General features: G+C 72.4%; 13 protein-coding genes. 6 read left to right on the top strand and 7 right to left on the bottom strand.

The features are described from left to right. The 3 genes from E0F75_RS16545 to E0F75_RS16535 all read right to left on the bottom strand — a co-directional run. Positions 1 to 890 (bottom strand): NADH-quinone oxidoreductase subunit C (locus E0F75_RS16545; RefSeq protein WP_187623303.1); only part of this gene is annotated, 890 nt, incomplete at its 3' end. Beyond that, on the bottom strand, positions 887 to 1498 hold the full coding sequence (locus E0F75_RS16540) for an NADH-quinone oxidoreductase subunit B (RefSeq protein WP_187623302.1): 612 nt from the start codon (positions 1496 to 1498) through the stop codon (positions 887 to 889). The genes E0F75_RS16545 and E0F75_RS16540, both read right to left, overlap by 4 nt. Then, positions 1489 to 1899, bottom strand: a complete 411-nt coding sequence (locus E0F75_RS16535) for an NADH-quinone oxidoreductase subunit A (protein ID WP_187623301.1) — start codon at positions 1897 to 1899, stop codon at positions 1489 to 1491. Before E0F75_RS16535 ends, E0F75_RS16540 begins: the two co-directional genes overlap by 10 nt. A 280-nt stretch (positions 1900 to 2179) precedes the next feature. Here E0F75_RS16535 and E0F75_RS16530 point away from each other — a divergent pair, with 280 nt between their 5' ends. The 5 genes from E0F75_RS16530 (at position 2180) to E0F75_RS16510 (ending at position 9272) form a co-directional block, all read left to right on the top strand. Then, a complete protein-coding gene (locus tag E0F75_RS16530; RefSeq protein ID WP_187623300.1) occupies positions 2180 to 3373 on the top strand; it encodes a sensor histidine kinase in 1194 nt (397 codons plus the stop codon). 326 nt (positions 3374 to 3699) lie between these two features. After that, positions 3700 to 4983, top strand: a complete 1284-nt coding sequence (locus E0F75_RS16525) for a sensor histidine kinase (RefSeq protein WP_187623299.1) — start codon at positions 3700 to 3702, stop codon at positions 4981 to 4983. Between the two features lie 297 nt (positions 4984 to 5280). Further along, on the top strand, positions 5281 to 5940 hold the full coding sequence (locus E0F75_RS16520; protein WP_187623298.1) for a response regulator transcription factor: 660 nt from the start codon (positions 5281 to 5283) through the stop codon (positions 5938 to 5940). 349 nt (positions 5941 to 6289) lie between these two features. Beyond that, positions 6290 to 8227, top strand: coding sequence for a 2-oxoacid:acceptor oxidoreductase subunit alpha (locus E0F75_RS16515; protein ID WP_187623297.1), 1938 nt, complete (start codon positions 6290 to 6292; stop codon positions 8225 to 8227). After that, positions 8220 to 9272, top strand: a complete 1053-nt coding sequence (locus E0F75_RS16510; protein ID WP_187623296.1) for a 2-oxoacid:ferredoxin oxidoreductase subunit beta — start codon at positions 8220 to 8222, stop codon at positions 9270 to 9272. Before E0F75_RS16515 ends, E0F75_RS16510 begins: the two co-directional genes overlap by 8 nt. A 15-nt stretch (positions 9273 to 9287) precedes the next feature. Here E0F75_RS16510 and E0F75_RS16505 read toward each other — a convergent pair whose 3' ends face one another. The 4 genes from E0F75_RS16505 to E0F75_RS16490 form a co-directional block, all read right to left on the bottom strand. Next, the gene (locus E0F75_RS16505; RefSeq protein ID WP_187623295.1) at positions 9288 to 11462 is read right to left on the bottom strand and encodes a bifunctional serine/threonine-protein kinase/ABC transporter substrate-binding protein; all 2175 of its coding nucleotides are present in this window, start codon (positions 11460 to 11462) and stop codon (positions 9288 to 9290) included. Positions 11463 to 11464: 2 nt separating this feature from the next. Next, entirely contained in the window at positions 11465 to 13738 is a 2274-nt protein-coding gene (locus E0F75_RS16500; protein WP_187623534.1) for a bifunctional serine/threonine-protein kinase/ABC transporter substrate-binding protein, read from the bottom strand. Between the two features lie 5 nt (positions 13739 to 13743). Continuing rightward, on the bottom strand, positions 13744 to 14553 hold the full coding sequence (locus tag E0F75_RS16495; RefSeq protein WP_229312703.1) for a hypothetical protein: 810 nt from the start codon (positions 14551 to 14553) through the stop codon (positions 13744 to 13746). 85 nt (positions 14554 to 14638) lie between these two features. After that, the gene (locus E0F75_RS16490) at positions 14639 to 15034 is read right to left on the bottom strand and encodes a helix-turn-helix domain-containing protein (RefSeq protein WP_187623294.1); all 396 of its coding nucleotides are present in this window, start codon (positions 15032 to 15034) and stop codon (positions 14639 to 14641) included. Positions 15035 to 15131: 97 nt separating this feature from the next. Here E0F75_RS16490 and E0F75_RS16485 point away from each other — a divergent pair, with 97 nt between their 5' ends. Next, a complete protein-coding gene (locus E0F75_RS16485; RefSeq protein ID WP_187623293.1) occupies positions 15132 to 16004 on the top strand; it encodes an SDR family oxidoreductase in 873 nt (290 codons plus the stop codon). Positions 16005 to 16083: the final 79 nt, after the last annotated feature.

The raw sequence follows: 16083 nt of genomic DNA, 5'->3' as shown, positions 1-16083 counted from the left end.
GGGGTGTCCGTCTCGACAGCCGACGGCTCCGGGCTCGCGGGCGCCTGGCTCGCCGAACCGTCCGCCACCGAGCGCGTTCGGCGCGGCGGGGTGCCCGCGGCCGGGGTGTCGGTCGGCCCCGGGGCGTCGGTCGGCTCCGGGGTCGTCGTCGCCTGGCTCGCCGAGCCCTCCGACACCGAGCGCGTGCGGCGCGGCGGGCGGGTGGTGTCCGTCGGGGCTTCCGGTCGGGTCGCCGAGCCCTCCGTGACCGAGCGGGTCCGGCGGACCGGGCGGTCGCCTGCCGCCGCTCGGGCCGGGCGCGCCGGGGCCGGGGGCAGCTGGCCCTTCAGGGGGCCCCATTCGTTGGGGTCCGGGACGCCCGGGGGAAGCATCTGGCGGCGCTTCGGGCCGCCGTCGTGCGACTCGCCCGGTTCCTTCGCGCCCGGCCACGCCTTCGCGACCCGGGCCGCGAGGACGAAGTCCTTGCGCAGCGGGTGGCCCTCGAAGTTCTCCGGGAGGAGCAGCGGCACCAGGTGCGGGTGGCCCGTGAAGTCCACGCCGAACATCTCGTGGGTCTCGCGCTCGTGCCAGCCCGCGCCCGCGTACACACCGATCGCCGTGGGCAGCACGGGAGCGGCGTGCGGGACCGTCGTCCGGAGCAGGAGGCGGCGCGGACGCCCCTCCCCCACCGCGGCGACGTGTGCGCAGACCCGGAAGCCCGTGCCCGGTTCGTCGACCGCGCTCAGCCAGTCGAAGTAGGTGCACCCGAGCGTGTCCCGGGCCGTTTCGAGCGCCGTGATCCACGAGCCCGGCGGGACGTCGACGGTCAGCAGGTCGTACGCCTGCTCCGCCGTCGCCTCCTCGCCGAAGATCTCCGTCACGGAGTCGGGGAGGGAGTCGTACGCCGTCATGCCTCGGCTCCCGGTCGCTCCACCGACGGGCTCTCGGCCGACGGTCGCTCCACCAGCGGGCTCGTCAGCTGCGCGACCGACGCGCCGCCGGTGGTCGTGTACCGCTCGGCCAGGCTCTCCCGCGCGATCTTCTCCTGGAGCTTGAGGATGCCCTGGAGCAGCGCCTCGGGGCGCGGCGGGCAGCCCGGCACGTACACGTCGACCGGGATGATCTGGTCGACGCCCTTGGTGACCGAGTACGAGTCCCAGTAGGGGCCGCCGCAGTTGGAGCAGGCGCCGAAGGAGATGACGTACTTCGGTTCCGGCATCTGCTCGTACAGCCGCTTCACCGCCGGCGCCATCTTGTCCGTCACCGTGCCCGAGACGATCATCAGGTCGGCCTGGCGAGGGCCCGGCGCGAACGGGATCACGCCGAGCCGGATGAAGTCGTGCCGGGCCATCGACGCGGCGATGAACTCGATCGCGCAGCACGCGAGCCCGAAGTTGAAGACCCACAGGCTATAGCGGCGGCCCCAGTTCAGGACCACCTTCATCGGCTCGGGGGCCAGGCGGGCCAGCGGCCCCAGCTTCGGGGCGGGCAGGGGTGTGGGCAGGGGTGTTACGTCCATGCCAGGACGCCCTTCCTGTACGCGTAGAGCAGCCCCACGGCCAGGAAGCCGAGGAAGACGAACATCTCGACCAGGGTCGTGGCGCCGTAGCCGGGCGCGGCGAAGACCGTCGCCCAGGGGAAGAGGAAGATCGAGTCGACGGCGAAGATGACGTAGAGGAAGGCGTACACGTAGTAGCGGACCTGGGTGTGCGCCCAGCCCTCCCCCACGGGGTCGACACCGCACTCGTACGTGAGGAGCTTCTCGGGCGTCGGCACGACAGGCCTCAGCAGTCGGCCCGCGCCGAACGCCACGGCGACGAAGAGCACTCCGACGACGGCGAGCAGCCCGACGACGGAGTACGTCTGGAAGTAGTCCGCCGCGCCCGTCGCATCGGCCGCGACAACGGTCGGTTCCCGCACGTCCGTCCGCCCCTCGGTCTCGGTGTCTCATGAGTCACTTCTGTACGCACGCGAGTCTAGGCCCTGCTAAAGGGACCGTAAGCAGTCGCGTGAGCACCGTCCTCACGCAGTCCTCGTACGGGCGTGGTGGACCTGGTGAGCGGCCTGGTGGAGGGCCTGGTGAGCGGCCTGCTGGAGGGCCTGGGCGGAGGGCCGTCGGAGCCTGGTGGGGATATCCCCCCTGCCGCTCACCCACCTCCCCCATGGCGTCGCGCGGTCCTCGACCGGCAGGCTGGAGAGCATGACCGCCGATCTTGATCCCGCCGCGTCCTCCGGGGCCGCCGTCACCCCGCCCCCGCGTCCCCGTCCGCCCAGGCGCACCGCCTACGGGAAGGAGACCTGGAAGGAGATCGTCTTCCTCCTCTCCAATCTCTTCACCGCGCTGGTCGGTTTCGTCTACGCGGTCGTGAGCGTGCTCCTGGGGGTCGGCCTGTCCGTCACCGTCATCGGGCTCCCGCTGCTCGCCCTCGGGCTCGGCGGCGCGCGCCTCATCGGCCGGTCGGAGCGGGCGCGGGCCCGGGCACTGCTCGGGGTCGAGATCGCCGAACCGTCCCCGCTGCCGTCGCGCGGCGGCTTCTTCGGCTGGCTGTGGAGCACGTTGAAGGACCCGGTGGCCTGGCGGACGCAGCTGTACGGGCTGATCCGGCTGCCCTGGGGGATCGTGACGTTCACGATCGCGCTGGTCTCCCTCATCGTTCTCTGGCCCGTACTGCCGTTCCTGTCCCGGGGCATGGCCAACGCCGACCGGGGCATGGTCCGGGGTCTCCTCTCCCCCTCCGACGAACTGGAGCGGCGGATCGCCGAGCTGGAGTCGGACCGGGGTGTCGTCGTCGACACCGCGGCGGCGGACCTGCGGCGCATCGAACGGGACCTGCACGACGGGGCGCAGGCCCGGCTCGTCGCGCTCGCGATGGGGCTCGGCCTCGCGAAGGAGAAGCTCCTCGACGACCCCGAGACGGCCGCGGCCATGGTCGACGAGGCGCACGGCGAGGTGAAGCTCGCGCTCCAGGAACTGCGGGACCTCGCCCGGGGCATCCATCCGGCCGTCCTCACCGACCGCGGGCTGAGCGCCGCGCTGTCGTCGGTGTCGGCGCGCTGCACGGTGCCGGTGAAGGTGACGGTGGACCTGTCCGAGCGGCCGGCGGAGGCGATCGAGGGCATCGCGTACTTCACGGTGTCGGAGCTGCTCCAGAACGTCTCGAAGCACGCGCGGGCGCGATCGGCGTCCGTGGAGGTGTGGCGGGCGAAGGACCGGCTGCTGCTCCAGGTACGGGACGACGGGGCGGGCGGCGCCCGCTTCGACGGCGGCACGGGCCTCGCGGGCCTCGCGGAACGGCTCGGGGCGGTGGACGGCCTGCTCGTCCTGGACTCCCCTGAGGGCGGCCCGACGACGGTGACGGCGGAACTGCCGTGGCGGTCGCGCCCGGGGGCGTGACGGACCGGCCTGCCGCCGCGGGCACGCGGGTGGGTGCGTGACGGACCGGCCTGCCGCCGCGGGCACGCGGGTGGGGTGTGGACTCGGGCACCGGTAGCCGAATGCGCGGGCCGACGCGGGCCGACGCGGGAGCGAACGACGTTCGCTCCCCCGTCGGCATGTCGGTCGTCGGCCGCCGGGCCGGCGGGCCCGGCGCCCGCCCCCACCCCCGAGGTAGGGAAAACCCCCGCCCCCGGACGCCCACCCGCCTCATGGTCCCGGGAGGCCCGACACGGAACCCTGGGATACGTACCGCCCGCCCCCCTGAGCAGAGAAGGACCCCAGCGATGGCCTCCCACCTCCCCGCCGCGATCCGCGCGCCGTTCGAGGGCCGCACGTGGCGTGCGCTGCTCTACGTGTTGATCGGGCTGCCGCTGAGCGTCTGCTGGTTCGCGCTCTCCGTCGCCTTCGTCTCGGCCGGCGCCGGGCTGCTCATCACCTTCCTCGGCGTGCCGATCCTCGCCGGGGCCCTCGCCATGTGCCGGGGCTTCGGCGTCGTCGAGCGGGCCCGGGCGCGCGCCCTGCTCGATGTCGACGTGCGGGCGCCCGAGCCGGTACGGGGCCGGACCGGCGGGGCCTTCTCCTGGATGGGTGCCATGTTGAAGAGCGGGGCTTCCTGGCGGCACCTGCTGTACGCGATCGTGCACATGCCGTGGGCGATCTTCTCGTTCTCCGTGACCGTGGCCTTCTGGACCTGGGGCTGGAGTCTCTTCACGTATCCGCTGTGGCAGTGGGTCTTCCCGGCGTACATCGGGCAGGACGGCATTCAGCTGTACGGCGACGGGAGCCACGACCTCTACCTCGACTCCCCCTTCGAGATCGCCGTCACCAGCCTCGTCGGGCTCCTCTTCGTGCTGGCCGGTCCCTGGCTCCTGCGCGGGTTCGTGGCCGTCGACCGCTTCCTCGTCGCCGGGCTGCTCGGGCCCTCCCGGCTCGCCTCCCGTGTCACCGAGCTGGAGTCGGACCGGGGTGTCGTCGTCGACACCGCGGCGGCGGACCTGCGGCGCATCGAACGCGATCTGCACGACGGGGCGCAGGCCCGGCTCGCCGCGCTCGCCATGGATCTCGGGCTCGCGAAGGAGAAGCTCGCGGAGGATCCGCAGGCGGCGGCGGTGCTCGTCGACGAGGCGCACGGCGAGGTGAAGCTCGCGCTCCAGGAGCTGCGGGATCTGGCGCGGGGCATTCACCCGGCGGTCCTCACCGACCGGGGTCTGGACGCGGCGCTGTCGGCGGTGGCCTCGCGGTGCGCGGTCCCGGTGTCGGTGGACGTCGACCTGCCGGCGCGGCCGGTGGCGGCGATCGAGGGCATCGCGTACTTCACCGTGTCGGAGCTGCTGCGGAACGTCACGGCGCACGCGCGGGCGCGGCGGGCCTGGGTGGACGTGTGGCGCACGGGCGACCGGCTGATGCTTCAGGTGCGGGACGACGGGGTGGGCGGGGCGCACGTCGTGACCGGGCGGAGTCTCTCCTCGCTCACCGAGCGGGTGGGGGCGGTGGACGGGGTGCTCGCGGTGGACTCCCCGGAGGGCGGGCCCACGACGGTGACGGTGGAGCTGCCCTGGCGGGCGTGACACCGCGCCGGGCGCGCCGCCCCGGGGCCCTCGGGCCTCGGGGCGCCGCATTGCGCGTGCCCGGGGCGCGTCGCCCCGCGGTCCCTCGGGCCCTCGGGGTGCTGTCCCGTTGCGGGCCCCGTGGGTGCCCGCAGAACGTGAGGGCCCGGACGCGGCCGGGGGTCCGGCGGCGAGCACTCCTCCCGGGAATGAGCACAACGCGAGGCGACCCTGCGATGCTGGCCGAGTCGTAGGAAGTACTCGGGCAAGAAGGCATGGGGGCTGTTGGGCGTGGGTGTGGATCAAGGGGTCGGGCGCGTGCGGGTGGTCATCGCGGAGGATTCCGTGTTGCTGCGGGAGGGACTGACCCGGCTTCTCACCGATCTCGGGCATGACGTGGTCGCCGGTGTGGGGGACGGTGAGGCGCTCGTCGAGACCGTTGCCGGGCTCGCCGGGCAGGGCGCGTTGCCCGACGTCGTCGTCGCCGACGTGCGGATGCCGCCGACGCACACGGACGAGGGGGTCCGCGCGGCCGTACGGCTGCGCAAGGAGCATCCGGGACTCGGTGTGCTCGTGCTGTCGCAGTACGTGGAGGAGCAGTACGCCACCGAACTCCTGGCCGGTTCCAGTCGCGGTGTCGGGTATCTGCTGAAGGACCGGGTCGCCGAGGTCCGGGAGTTCGTGGACGCCGTGGTGCGGGTCGCCGGCGGCGGTACGGCACTGGACCCCGAGGTCGTGCAGCAGCTGCTGGGCCGGAGCCGTCAGCAGGACGTGCTGGCGAATCTCACGCCGCGCGAGCGGGAGGTCCTCGGTCTGATGGCGGAGGGGCGGACGAACTCGGCGATCGCGAAGGCGCTGGTCGTGAGCGACGGTGCGGTGGAGAAGCACATCAGCAACATCTTCCTGAAGCTGGGGCTCTCACCGAGTGACGGCGATCACCGCCGGGTACTGGCGGTGTTGACGTATCTGAAATCCTGATCATCTGACACCCTGTCAGATGGCGGGAAAGCCGCCCTCCGGGAGTCACGACCCGCGTCACGACCCGAGTCGCGACCCGGAAGGCGGCCGGTTGAAGGCCCTCAGGGGCCCTAGGTCCAAAGAATGAGGCGGAATCCGGCTTTCCGGAACACTCCGGGTGGCGACAGAACGTGACAATTCAGGGCAAGAGGGCGTCTCAAAAAGAGGTCCATGATGTGAGAAGTCCCGGGAGGGCCCTCCTTACCGTCGTAGGGTGGGCCTCGGGACGGACGGTGATCGGCCGACCGCATCCCGAGCCTTCTCCCGCCTCCGGCGGAGAGTCCCCTTGCCGCGAGGGAGGTCCAGTTCAGTGACCAGCCAGGTCAGTAGCGAGGCCGGTGAGGCCCTGCTCGGGGAGCAGCGCAGCGCCCCGGCAAAGCCCCACCACGGCACCGAGAAGGAAGTGCGCCGTCTCGATCGGGTGATCATCCGCTTCGCGGGTGACTCCGGTGACGGTATGCAGCTGACAGGTGACCGCTTCACCTCGGAGACGGCGTCCTTCGGGAACGACCTCTCCACGCTGCCGAACTTCCCGGCCGAGATCCGGGCACCCGCCGGAACCCTGCCGGGCGTCTCGTCCTTCCAGCTGCACTTCGCCGACCACGACATCCTGACTCCGGGCGACGCCCCGAACGTGCTGGTCGCGATGAACCCCGCCGCCCTCAAGGCCAACATCGGGGACGTGCCGCGCGGTGGCGAGATCATCGTCAACACCGACGAATTCGCCAAGCGGGCCATGGCCAAGGTCGGCTACGCGACCTCGCCCCTCGAAGACGGCTCGCTGGACGGCTACCGGGTCCACCCCGTGCCGCTGACGACCCTGACCGTCGAGGCACTCAAGGAGTTCGGCCTGTCCCGGAAGGAGGCCGAGCGCTCCAAGAACATGTTCGCGCTCGGACTGCTCTCCTGGATGTACCACCGGCCGACCGAGGGCACCGAGACCTTCCTGCGGCAGAAGTTCGCGAAGAAGCCGCAGATCGCCGAGGCCAACGTCGCCGCCTTCCGGGCCGGCTGGAACTTCGGCGAGACCACCGAGGACTTCGCCGTCTCGTACGAGGTCGCCCCCGCGACCCGGGCCTTCCCCGCCGGCACGTACCGGAACATCTCGGGGAACCTGGCCCTCTCGTACGGCCTGGTCGCCGCCTCACGCCAGGCGGACCTGCCGCTGTACCTGGGCTCGTACCCCATCACCCCGGCCTCGGACATCCTGCACGAGCTCAGCAGGCACAAGAACTTCGGTGTCCGCACCTTCCAGGCCGAGGACGAGATCGCCGGCATCGGCGCCGCCCTGGGGGCCGCCTTCGGCGGCGCGCTCGGTGTGACGACCACGTCCGGCCCCGGTGTGGCGCTCAAGTCGGAGACGATCGGACTCGCGGTCTCCCTGGAGCTGCCGCTGCTGATCGTCGACATCCAGCGCGGCGGCCCGTCCACCGGTCTGCCCACCAAGACCGAGCAGGCCGACCTGCTCCAGGCGATGTACGGCCGCAACGGCGAGGCGCCGGTCCCGATCGTCGCCCCGAAGACGCCCGCCGACTGCTTCGACGCGGCGATCGAGGCGGCCCGGATCGCCCTCACGTACCGCACGCCGGTCTTCCTGCTCTCCGACGGCTACCTCGCCAACGGCTCCGAGCCCTGGCGCATCCCGGACGTCGACGAACTCCCGGACCTGCGGACGCAGTTCGCCACCGGCCCGAACCACGAGCTCGCCGACGGCACCGAGGTCTTCTGGCCGTACAAGCGCGACCCCGAGACCCTGGCCCGCCCCTGGGCCGTGCCCGGCACCCCCGGCCTCGAACACCGCATCGGCGGCATCGAGAAGCAGGACGGCACCGGCAACATCTCGTACGACCCCGCCAACCACGAGTTCATGGTCCGCACCCGCCAGGCCAAGATCGACGGCATCGACGTCCCCGACATCGAGGTCGACGACCCGGACGGCGCGAGCACCCTCGTCCTCGGCTGGGGCTCCACCTACGGGCCGATCACGGCGGCCGTGCGCCGCATCCGCCGGGAGAACGGCCACATCGCCCAGGCCCATCTGCGGCACCTCAACCCCTTCCCGAAGAACCTCGGCGAGGTCCTGAAGCGGTACGAGAAGGTCGTCGTGCCCGAGATGAACCTCGGCCAGCTCGCCATCCTCGTCCGGGCGAAGTACCTCGTCGACGCCCGCAGCCACACCCAGGTCAACGGCATGCCGTTCAAGGCCGAGCAGCTCGCCGCCGCTCTCAAGGAGGCCATCGATGAGTGAGCCCCTCCTCCACCTGGTCCCCAGGGCCGAGGCGCAGCAGTCCATGAAGGACTTCAAGTCCGACCAGGAGGTGCGGTGGTGCCCCGGCTGCGGTGATTACGCGGTCCTGGCCGCCGTCCAGGGCTTCATGCCCGAGCTGGGCCTGGCGAAGGAGAACATCGTCTTCGTCTCCGGCATCGGCTGCTCCTCCCGCTTCCCGTACTACATGAACACCTACGGGATGCACTCGATCCACGGCCGCGCCCCGGCCATCGCCACCGGCCTCGCCACCTCCCGCCGCGACCTGTCCGTCTGGGTCGTCACGGGCGACGGCGACGCGCTGTCCATCGGCGGCAACCACCTCATCCACGCCCTCCGGCGCAACGTCAACCTCAAGATCCTCCTGTTCAACAACCGGATCTACGGGCTGACCAAGGGCCAGTACAGCCCCACCTCCGAGGTCGGCAAGATCACCAAGTCGACGCCGATGGGCTCCCTGGACTCGCCCTTCAACCCGGTGTCGCTCGCCCTCGGCGCGGAGGCCTCCTTCGTGGCCCGCACGGTCGACTCCGACCGCAAGCACCTCACCGAGGTCCTGCGGCAGGCCGCCGACCACAACGGCACGGCGCTCGTCGAGATCTACCAGAACTGCAACATCTTCAACGACGGCGCCTTCGAGGTCCTCAAGGACAAGGACCAGGCCAAGGAGGCGGTCATCCGCCTCGAACACGGGCAGCCGATCCGCTTCGGCGCCGAGAACGAGAAGGGCGTCGCCCGTGACCCGGCCACCGGCGACCTCCAGGTCGTCACGGTCACCCCGGACAACGAGTCGCGGATCCTGATCCACGACGCCCAGGCGGCCACCCCCACCACGGCCTTCGCCCTCTCCCGCCTGGCGGACCCGGACACCCTCCACCAGACCCCCATCGGGGTGTTCCGGTCGGTGGAACGCCCGGTGTACGACACCCTGATGGCGGACCAGCTGGAGACGGCCCTGGAACGGCACGGCAAGGGCGACCTGGGCCAGCTGCTGGCGGGGAACGACACGTGGACGGTCGTGGGCTGACGACCGTCCGCGCGGTCAGTCGCGCTTCGCTGCCTCGGCGTACGGGCCGAGGCAGCGCGGCCTTCCGGAGCGGATCCGCCAGAGGGTCAGCCCCTCCAGAACGGTCGTCGAGTTCTCGCCGGCCCGGGAGTGGTAGGACCTCGCCACCCCCCGGTACACCTTGTGGTCCTTCATGAACGCGTACGACATCGCCGCGCCCGGGTACTTCGCGTTCCTCTTGAGGGCGGTACGCAGCGCCTGCACCGTCCAGTACAGGACGTCGTACGACTCCACCGCGAACCGGTCGACCGGATCCGTGGCCGCGAGCCGCCAGCGCCTCCGGTACTCGGCCGCGAACTCCTTCGCGGCCGGGACCGTGTCGGGGTCGGTGTAGCCCGCCCCGAAGTACCAGCCCTCGGCGGCCGGACCCGCCACGGCGAGGAACTCCGGCTGGAACGCGGGCTCGACGCTTCCGCGCGGGCCCTCGTATCCCTGCCGCAGCAGCGCCTTGGCGCACAGCGCGGCCCGGCGCGGCGACTTCCCCACGTACATCACGCCCGTCGGGGAGGTGGCGAGCGCGGCCCGGACCGCCGGGCCGAAGTCCTCGCTGTCCGCCTCGACCCGGTGCACGGTGGCCGTGCCGCCGGCGGGAGGCGAGTCCTTCAGGTTCCGGGCGGCGAGCCAGCTGTAGGTGCCGGCCGCCCGGTCCTCGATGACGGCGGTGCGGCCCAGACCGTGCTCGGTGAGGTAGCGGCCGAAGGGCGCCGACATCACGTCGGGGTAGGGCCGCACCTCGAAGTAGGTGCGCGTCGTCGGCGTCTGGCCCCGGATCACCCCGTCCGCGACCGACGCCACCACGCTCAGCACCGGCACCCTGGAATCGACGAGCACGTCCGCTGCCCGAACGGCCGTCTCGGTGGTCGTCGGGCCGAGGACGGCGATCAGGGCCGGGTCCTGGAGGAGGGTGCGGGCCCCGGCGGCGGCCCGCTCGGGGGCTCCCCCGTCGTCCGTCACCTTGAGGATCAGGTCGAAGGGCCGGTCCGCGCGGGCGTTGAAGGTCTCCGCGGCGAGGCGCAGTCCGCGTTCCTGTGCGCGCCCGTCCACCTTGCCGGGGCCGCTGAGGTCGGTGAGGACACCGAGCGTGTACGCCGCCTTCGGCGCCCCCGTACCGCCGCCGGTGCCGGTGCCCGGGTCGCGGCCGAGCAGCCAGGCGGTGAGGCCGCCCGTGCCCGCGACGGCCCCGGCCGCTCCGAGCACCAGAAAGCGGCGCCGCGAAGTCCCCTGCTTCTCCCCGGGGTTGAGGACGGTCGGATCGGCGACCGGCAGATCCAGGACCCGTGACGAACGCTGGGCGATCAGTGCGGGCAGACCCGTCGGCAGCCAGTCGCCCGCCGCCGGTTCCTCGTACGGGCCGAGGGCGTCCCGTACCTCGGCGGTGCTCGGCCGGTCGGCGGCGTCCTTGGCGAGACAGGCCGCGACCAGGGGCAGCAGCGGCCCGGGCAGGCCGTCGAGGTCGGGCTCCTCGTGGACGGTGCGGTAGACGACCGAGGCCACCCCGCCCGTACCGAAGGGACGGCGTCCGGTCAGGGCGTACGCGAGGACGCAGCCGAGCGAGAAGACGTCGCTCGCCGGGCCGACCTCGCCCGCCCCGGCGACCCTGGCCTGCTCGGGGGCGAGGAAACCGGGGGTGCCGATCATCGCGTCGGTGGCCGTCAGGGCGGTCGCCCCGGCGGACCTCGCGATGCCGAAGTCGATGAGGCGCGGGCCGTCGAGGGCGAGGAGGACGTTCCCCGGCTTGACGTCCCGGTGGACGAGCCCGGCCTCGTGCATGTCGGCGAGCGCGGACGCCAGCCGGGCGCCCAGGGCCCGTACGGTCGGCTCGGGCAGGGCACCGTGCAGCGCGACGGCCTCGGCGAGCGAGGGACCCGGCACGAACTCGGTCGCCAGCCACGGCTCCCGGGCCTCCGGGTCGGCGCCGAGCACCCGCACGACCCAGCGGCCGGTGATCCGCCCGGCGGCCGCGGCCTCGCGACGGAACCGCTCCCGGAAGCCGGGGTCGGTGGCGTGCTCGGCGCGGATGAGCTTGAGCGCGGCGAGCGCCCCGCCGGAGGTACGGGCGAGGTAGACCACGCCCATGCCGCCGGCGCCGAGCCGCCCGAGCAGCCGGTAGCCGGCGATCGAGGAGGGATCGGCCTTCTTGAGTGGCTGCACGCTCAGGCCTTCTTGCGCTTGCTGGGTTCCGCGGGCGCGGGACCGAGAAACTTGTAGGCCCCGTTCTGCACGCCGTAGAGGAAGGTGCCCATACCCCTGAGCTCGCCGTTGTCGCCGAACGAGTAACCGCCCATGGCCCCGGTGTACTCCTGCTTGCGCAGCGCCTCCCACAGGCCCTTGCGGGTGAGCGGGCCCTTGGCGGCGTTCGAGGAGAGCCAGGACGTGACCAGGTTGACCACGTCGAAGGACTCGCCGGTGTAGAAGGCGGGGGTGGTGCCGTAGCGCTTGCGGTAGGCGTCCAGGAAGTCCTGGGCGGGTTTGCGGTCGGCCGCCTTCTGCTTGGTGTCGGTGGCCCGCTGGACGGGGTCGACGACGGGCGCGCAGACGTACCAGCCCTCGGCGGCGCTCCCGGCCTCCTTCAGGAACTCCGACCCGAAGGCGTGCTGGCCGGCGAACCGGGGCCCGGTGAAGCCGAGTTGCGTCAGGGCGCGGGCGGCGAGCACGGCCGTGGAGCGGACACCGCAGTGGACGTACGCGTCGATGCCGGCGTCGATCATCTCGCCGACGATCCGGCGGTAGTCGGTGACCCCGGCCGGGACCACCCGGAAGTGCGGCTCGATGCCGGCGTACCTGAATCCGAAGCGGGCGCCGGCGGTGCACTGCCAGCCGTACTGGTCGTCTGTGCGTTCCTGGAGGACTCCCGGGCGCCGGATCTGCGGCAGCAGGGTGGCGGACCAGGCGAGGTAGGTGCCCGCCAGGATGTGGTTCGGGACGGCGCGGAGGACGGTCGCGTTCGGCGAGGAGCCGGCGTCCTCGCGCAGGGTGAAGAGGTTGTAGCCCGCCGAGGTGGTGAGGAGCGGTATGCCGGCCTCCTCGAAGGCGGGCAGCTCGGCGACGCCGGTGGCGTCGGAGGTGGGGCCGAGGACGGCGATCACGGAGGGGTCGGAGGTGAGCCGACGGGCTGCGGCGAGGGCGCCGGCGACCTCCCCGCGGTCGTCGGAGACCTTGAGTTCGAGGGTGAAGGGCTTGCCCTTGTGCGTGGCGTTGAACCGCTCGACGGCGAGCCGGGCACCGCGCTCCTGGGCCCGGCCGATCTCCCGGGCGGGCCCGGAGAGGTCGGCGAGGACGCCGATGGCCCAGGTGTCCCGGGGCTTCGGCGCGGGGTGCTTCCCGTCGGTGTCGTCCCGCCCGGAGTTCCACAGGGCGTACGCGCCGCCGCCCGCCGCGAGCACCGCGGCACCGGCGCCGAGCAGCAGGAAGCCGCGCCTGCTGGGCCCGGCCGGGGCGGCGGCGTCCGTGCCGTGCGCCGTCGGGTCGATTTCGGGAAGCGCCAGCATGGCCGTGGAGCGGGTGGCGATGGTGGTGACGACGGGCGCGGGCAGCCAGTCGGAGGGGGCGCCCGGGGTGTCCTCGGTGAGCCGGGCGGCGATCTCCTCGGCGGTGGGGCGTGCGGCCGGTTCCTTGGCGAGGCACTGCCGTACGAGGTCGAGCAGCGGCTCCGGTACGCCGGCGAGGTCGGGCTCGTCGTGCACGGTCCGGTAGAGGAGGGCGTCCAGGGCGCCCCTGCCGAACGGCGGGCGGCCGGTGGTCGCGAAGGCGAGCAGACAGCCGAGTGCGAAGACGTCGGAGGCGGGGCCGACCTCGTCGGCGCGGGCCTCGGCCTGCTCGGGGGCGAGGAAGCCGGGCGTGCCGACGACCATGTCGACCGAGGTCAGCCTGGTCTCCCCGGTCGCACGGGCGATGCCGAAGTCGATGAGCCGGGGGCCGTCGACGGCGAGCAGGATGTTGCCGGGCTTCACGTCGCGGTGGACGATCCCGGCCGCGTGGACGGCGGCTAGCGCGCGGGCGACGGCACCGCCGAGGATCCGTGCGCTCCGCTCGGGCAGCGGCCCGTGGGCGAGAACGGCCTCGCCGAGGGACGGGCCCGGCACGAAGGCGGTGGCCATCCACGGCTCGGGGGCGTCGGGATCGGCGCCGGTCACGGGGACCGCCCAGGGGCTGACGACCCGGCGGGCGGCCTCGACCTCGCGGCGGAAGCGGGCCCGGAAGTCGGCCTGGTCGGCCTGGTCGGCGTGGGTGACCTTGACGGCGGCGAGCTCGCCGCTGTCGGTGCGGCCGAGGTAGACGACGCCCATGCCGCCGGCGCCGAGGCGGCCCAGGAGGCGGTAGCCGGCGATCGACGAAGGGTCGGAGGGCAGGAGCGCCTGGAGGGCGCCGGGCTGGGCGCCGGGCTGGGCGCCGGGCTGGGGGCCGGGCTGGGGGCCGGGCTGGGCCATCGGGCTCACGACTGGGCTCCCCACTGCTTCTTGACGCGGTCCTGCATGATGACGTTGGCCCGGACCTGGGCGTCGGTGGTCTTCGCCTCGGTGTAGCCGGGGGCTCCCTTGACGACGGTGGCGAAGCTGACCTGCCCGATGCGGGTCTGGAGCCAGGTGTAGAACTGCGGTTTCTTGAAAGCGTCGTTGAGGTACGAGCCGCGCTCGACGAGGAGGTCGTCCGTGGTGGACTGGTCGTCGTAAAGGGGGCTGACCGACGTGAGGCCGCTGATGCGTTCGCCCTCGCGCAGCCGCTGGTCGGTGCAGCGCAGCGCCTCCTCCAGGGTTTCGGCCATCTCCCAGTCGGCGTCGGACGCGGTGCGGTGGATGGTGACGGTGGCGGCGACGCGCACGGCTCCCTTGCCGCCCGCGGCCGGGATCTCGCTGTAGGAGGTGACGCTGTAGAGGACGGAGCCCGGCAGACCGCCCCCTTCCCAGGTGCAGTTCTCGTCGAGGACCGGCCAGGAGCCGGGGGCGCTGAGGAACGGGCTGCGCTCGACGTACTCGGGCCCCCAGGCGTCCGGGCCCGCCACGACGGCGAGTGCCAGCCGCTTCGCGTCGGCCGCGGTGCGCGGGGCCTTCCTCGGGTCCAGGGTGACGCCCGGTCTGCTCGGTGTCGGGGACGGTGTCGGGGTCCCCGGTGCGCTGGTGCCCGGTGTTCTTCGGGGCGGTTTCCCGTCGCCTTCGCCGTCTCCCGGCGAACAGGCCGCCAGGAGTGCCAAACCCGCCGCCAGTGCGGCACCGGTGCGCAGCACTCTTCCGTACGCGTCTCTCACGATTCCCCCACGGTCGCTCACACGATCCCCCGGTCGGTGAAGGAGATCGTACGGCTCCGCGGATCAACCGGGCGGGGCTACAACGTCATTGGGACGCTTCTCGCACGGTGTCGTAACGCACACGCGCCTTCTCCACCTCGTCGAGACTGCTCTCGGTCCAGCGGGCGAGTTCCCAGACCTGCCGGGCGGCCTCCTCGCCGATTTCGGTGAGGCTGTAGTCGACGCGGGGCGGGATGACGGGCTTGGCGTCGCGGTGGACGAAGCCGTCGCGCTCCAGGGTCTGGAGCGTCTGGGTGAGCATCTTCTCGCTGACGCGGCCGACTCGTCGGCGCAGCTCGCTGAAGCGGTACGAGCGCTCGCGCAGCGCGATCAGGATCAGGACTCCCCACCGGCTGGTGACGTGCTCCAGGACCAGGCGGGACGGGCACATGGTGCCGTCGACGTCGGAAAGCAGGCTCTTCGGTTCCTCACTTACCTTCATGCCAGTACCTTACTTCAAAGTGGGTACTTTCTTTTGGTTAGCGCCCGTCGTACGGTGAGTGCATCGCCCCTCGCACCCCACGGAAAAAGGACGCATCATGAGCCTCGTCGTCACCGGAGCCACCGGCCAGCTCGGCCGCCTCGTCATCGACGCCCTCCTCTCCAGCCCCACCGTCCCCGCCGAGTCCGTCGTCGCCGTCGTCCGCGACAAGGCGAAGGCCGCCGACCTCGCCGAGCGCGGTGTCGAGCTGCGGATCGCGGACTACAGCAGGCCGGAGACCCTGGCCGACGCGTTCGAGGCCGGCGACCGGGTGCTCCTGATCTCGGGCAGCGAGGTCGGGCAGCGCGTCGCCCAGCACTCCGCCGTGATCGACGCCGCGAAGGCCGCGGGCGTGGCCCAGCTCGCGTACACCGGCGTCCTCGGCGGTGACGAGGCCGACTTCGACCTGGCCGCCGAGCACAAGGTCACCGAGCGGCTGATCCTCGACTCCGGAGTGCCGTACACCTTCCTCCGCAACGGCTGGTACACCGAGAACTACACCGCGAACCTCGCCCCCGTCCTGGCCCACGGCGCCGTCGTCGCCAACGCCGGCGAGGGCCGGGTCGCCTCCGCCACCCGCGCCAACTACGCCGCCGCCGCGGCCGCCGTCCTGGCCGGCCCCGCCGAGGAGCACCTGAACACGGCGTACGAGCTCAGCGGCGATACCGCCTGGTCCTTCGCCGAGTACGCGGCCGAGGTGGCCGCCCAGTCCGGCCGGGAGATCACGTACAGCAACGTGCCCGCCGAGGCGCACCTCGCGATCCTCACCGGCGCCGGCGTCCCGGCCGTCTTCGCCGAGATCCTGGTCGACGTCGACCGGGCCGTCGAGCACGGGGCGCTCGCGCGGCAGACCGGCGACCTGGCCCGCCTGATCGGCCGCCCGACCACGCCGATCGCCGTGACGATCAAGGAAGCCCTGAACGGCTCCTGACCACCTCGCTCCCCGGTCATGACCGTATAGCGGTACGGGCATGACAATCCGCCCCGTGCGGCGCTACCTTCGACAGGAC

Origin of the sequence: Streptomyces sp. CB02980 (assembly GCF_014451325.2) — a bacterium.
Classification (GTDB): Bacteria; Actinomycetota; Actinomycetes; order Streptomycetales; family Streptomycetaceae; genus Streptomyces.
The sequence above is the reverse complement of the archived record's forward strand: the minus strand, read 5'-3'. Positions and strand labels throughout refer to the sequence as shown.

Excerpts from the sequence above, each read along its gene's own strand:
- E0F75_RS16540 (WP_187623302.1), bottom strand. The coding sequence starts at position 1,498 with ATGGACGTAACACCCCTGCCCACACCCCTGCCCGCCCCGAAGCTGGGG.
- E0F75_RS16485 (WP_187623293.1), top strand. The coding sequence starts at position 15,132 with ATGAGCCTCGTCGTCACCGGAGCCACCGGCCAGCTCGGCCGCCTCGTC.
- E0F75_RS16525 (WP_187623299.1), top strand. The coding sequence starts at position 3,700 with ATGGCCTCCCACCTCCCCGCCGCGATCCGCGCGCCGTTCGAGGGCCGC.
- E0F75_RS16490 (WP_187623294.1), bottom strand. The coding sequence starts at position 15,034 with ATGAAGGTAAGTGAGGAACCGAAGAGCCTGCTTTCCGACGTCGACGGC.
- E0F75_RS16510 (WP_187623296.1), top strand. The coding sequence starts at position 8,220 with ATGAGTGAGCCCCTCCTCCACCTGGTCCCCAGGGCCGAGGCGCAGCAG.
- E0F75_RS16530 (WP_187623300.1), top strand. The coding sequence starts at position 2,180 with ATGACCGCCGATCTTGATCCCGCCGCGTCCTCCGGGGCCGCCGTCACC.
- E0F75_RS16500 (WP_187623534.1), bottom strand. The coding sequence starts at position 13,738 with ATGGCCCAGCCCGGCCCCCAGCCCGGCCCCCAGCCCGGCGCCCAGCCC.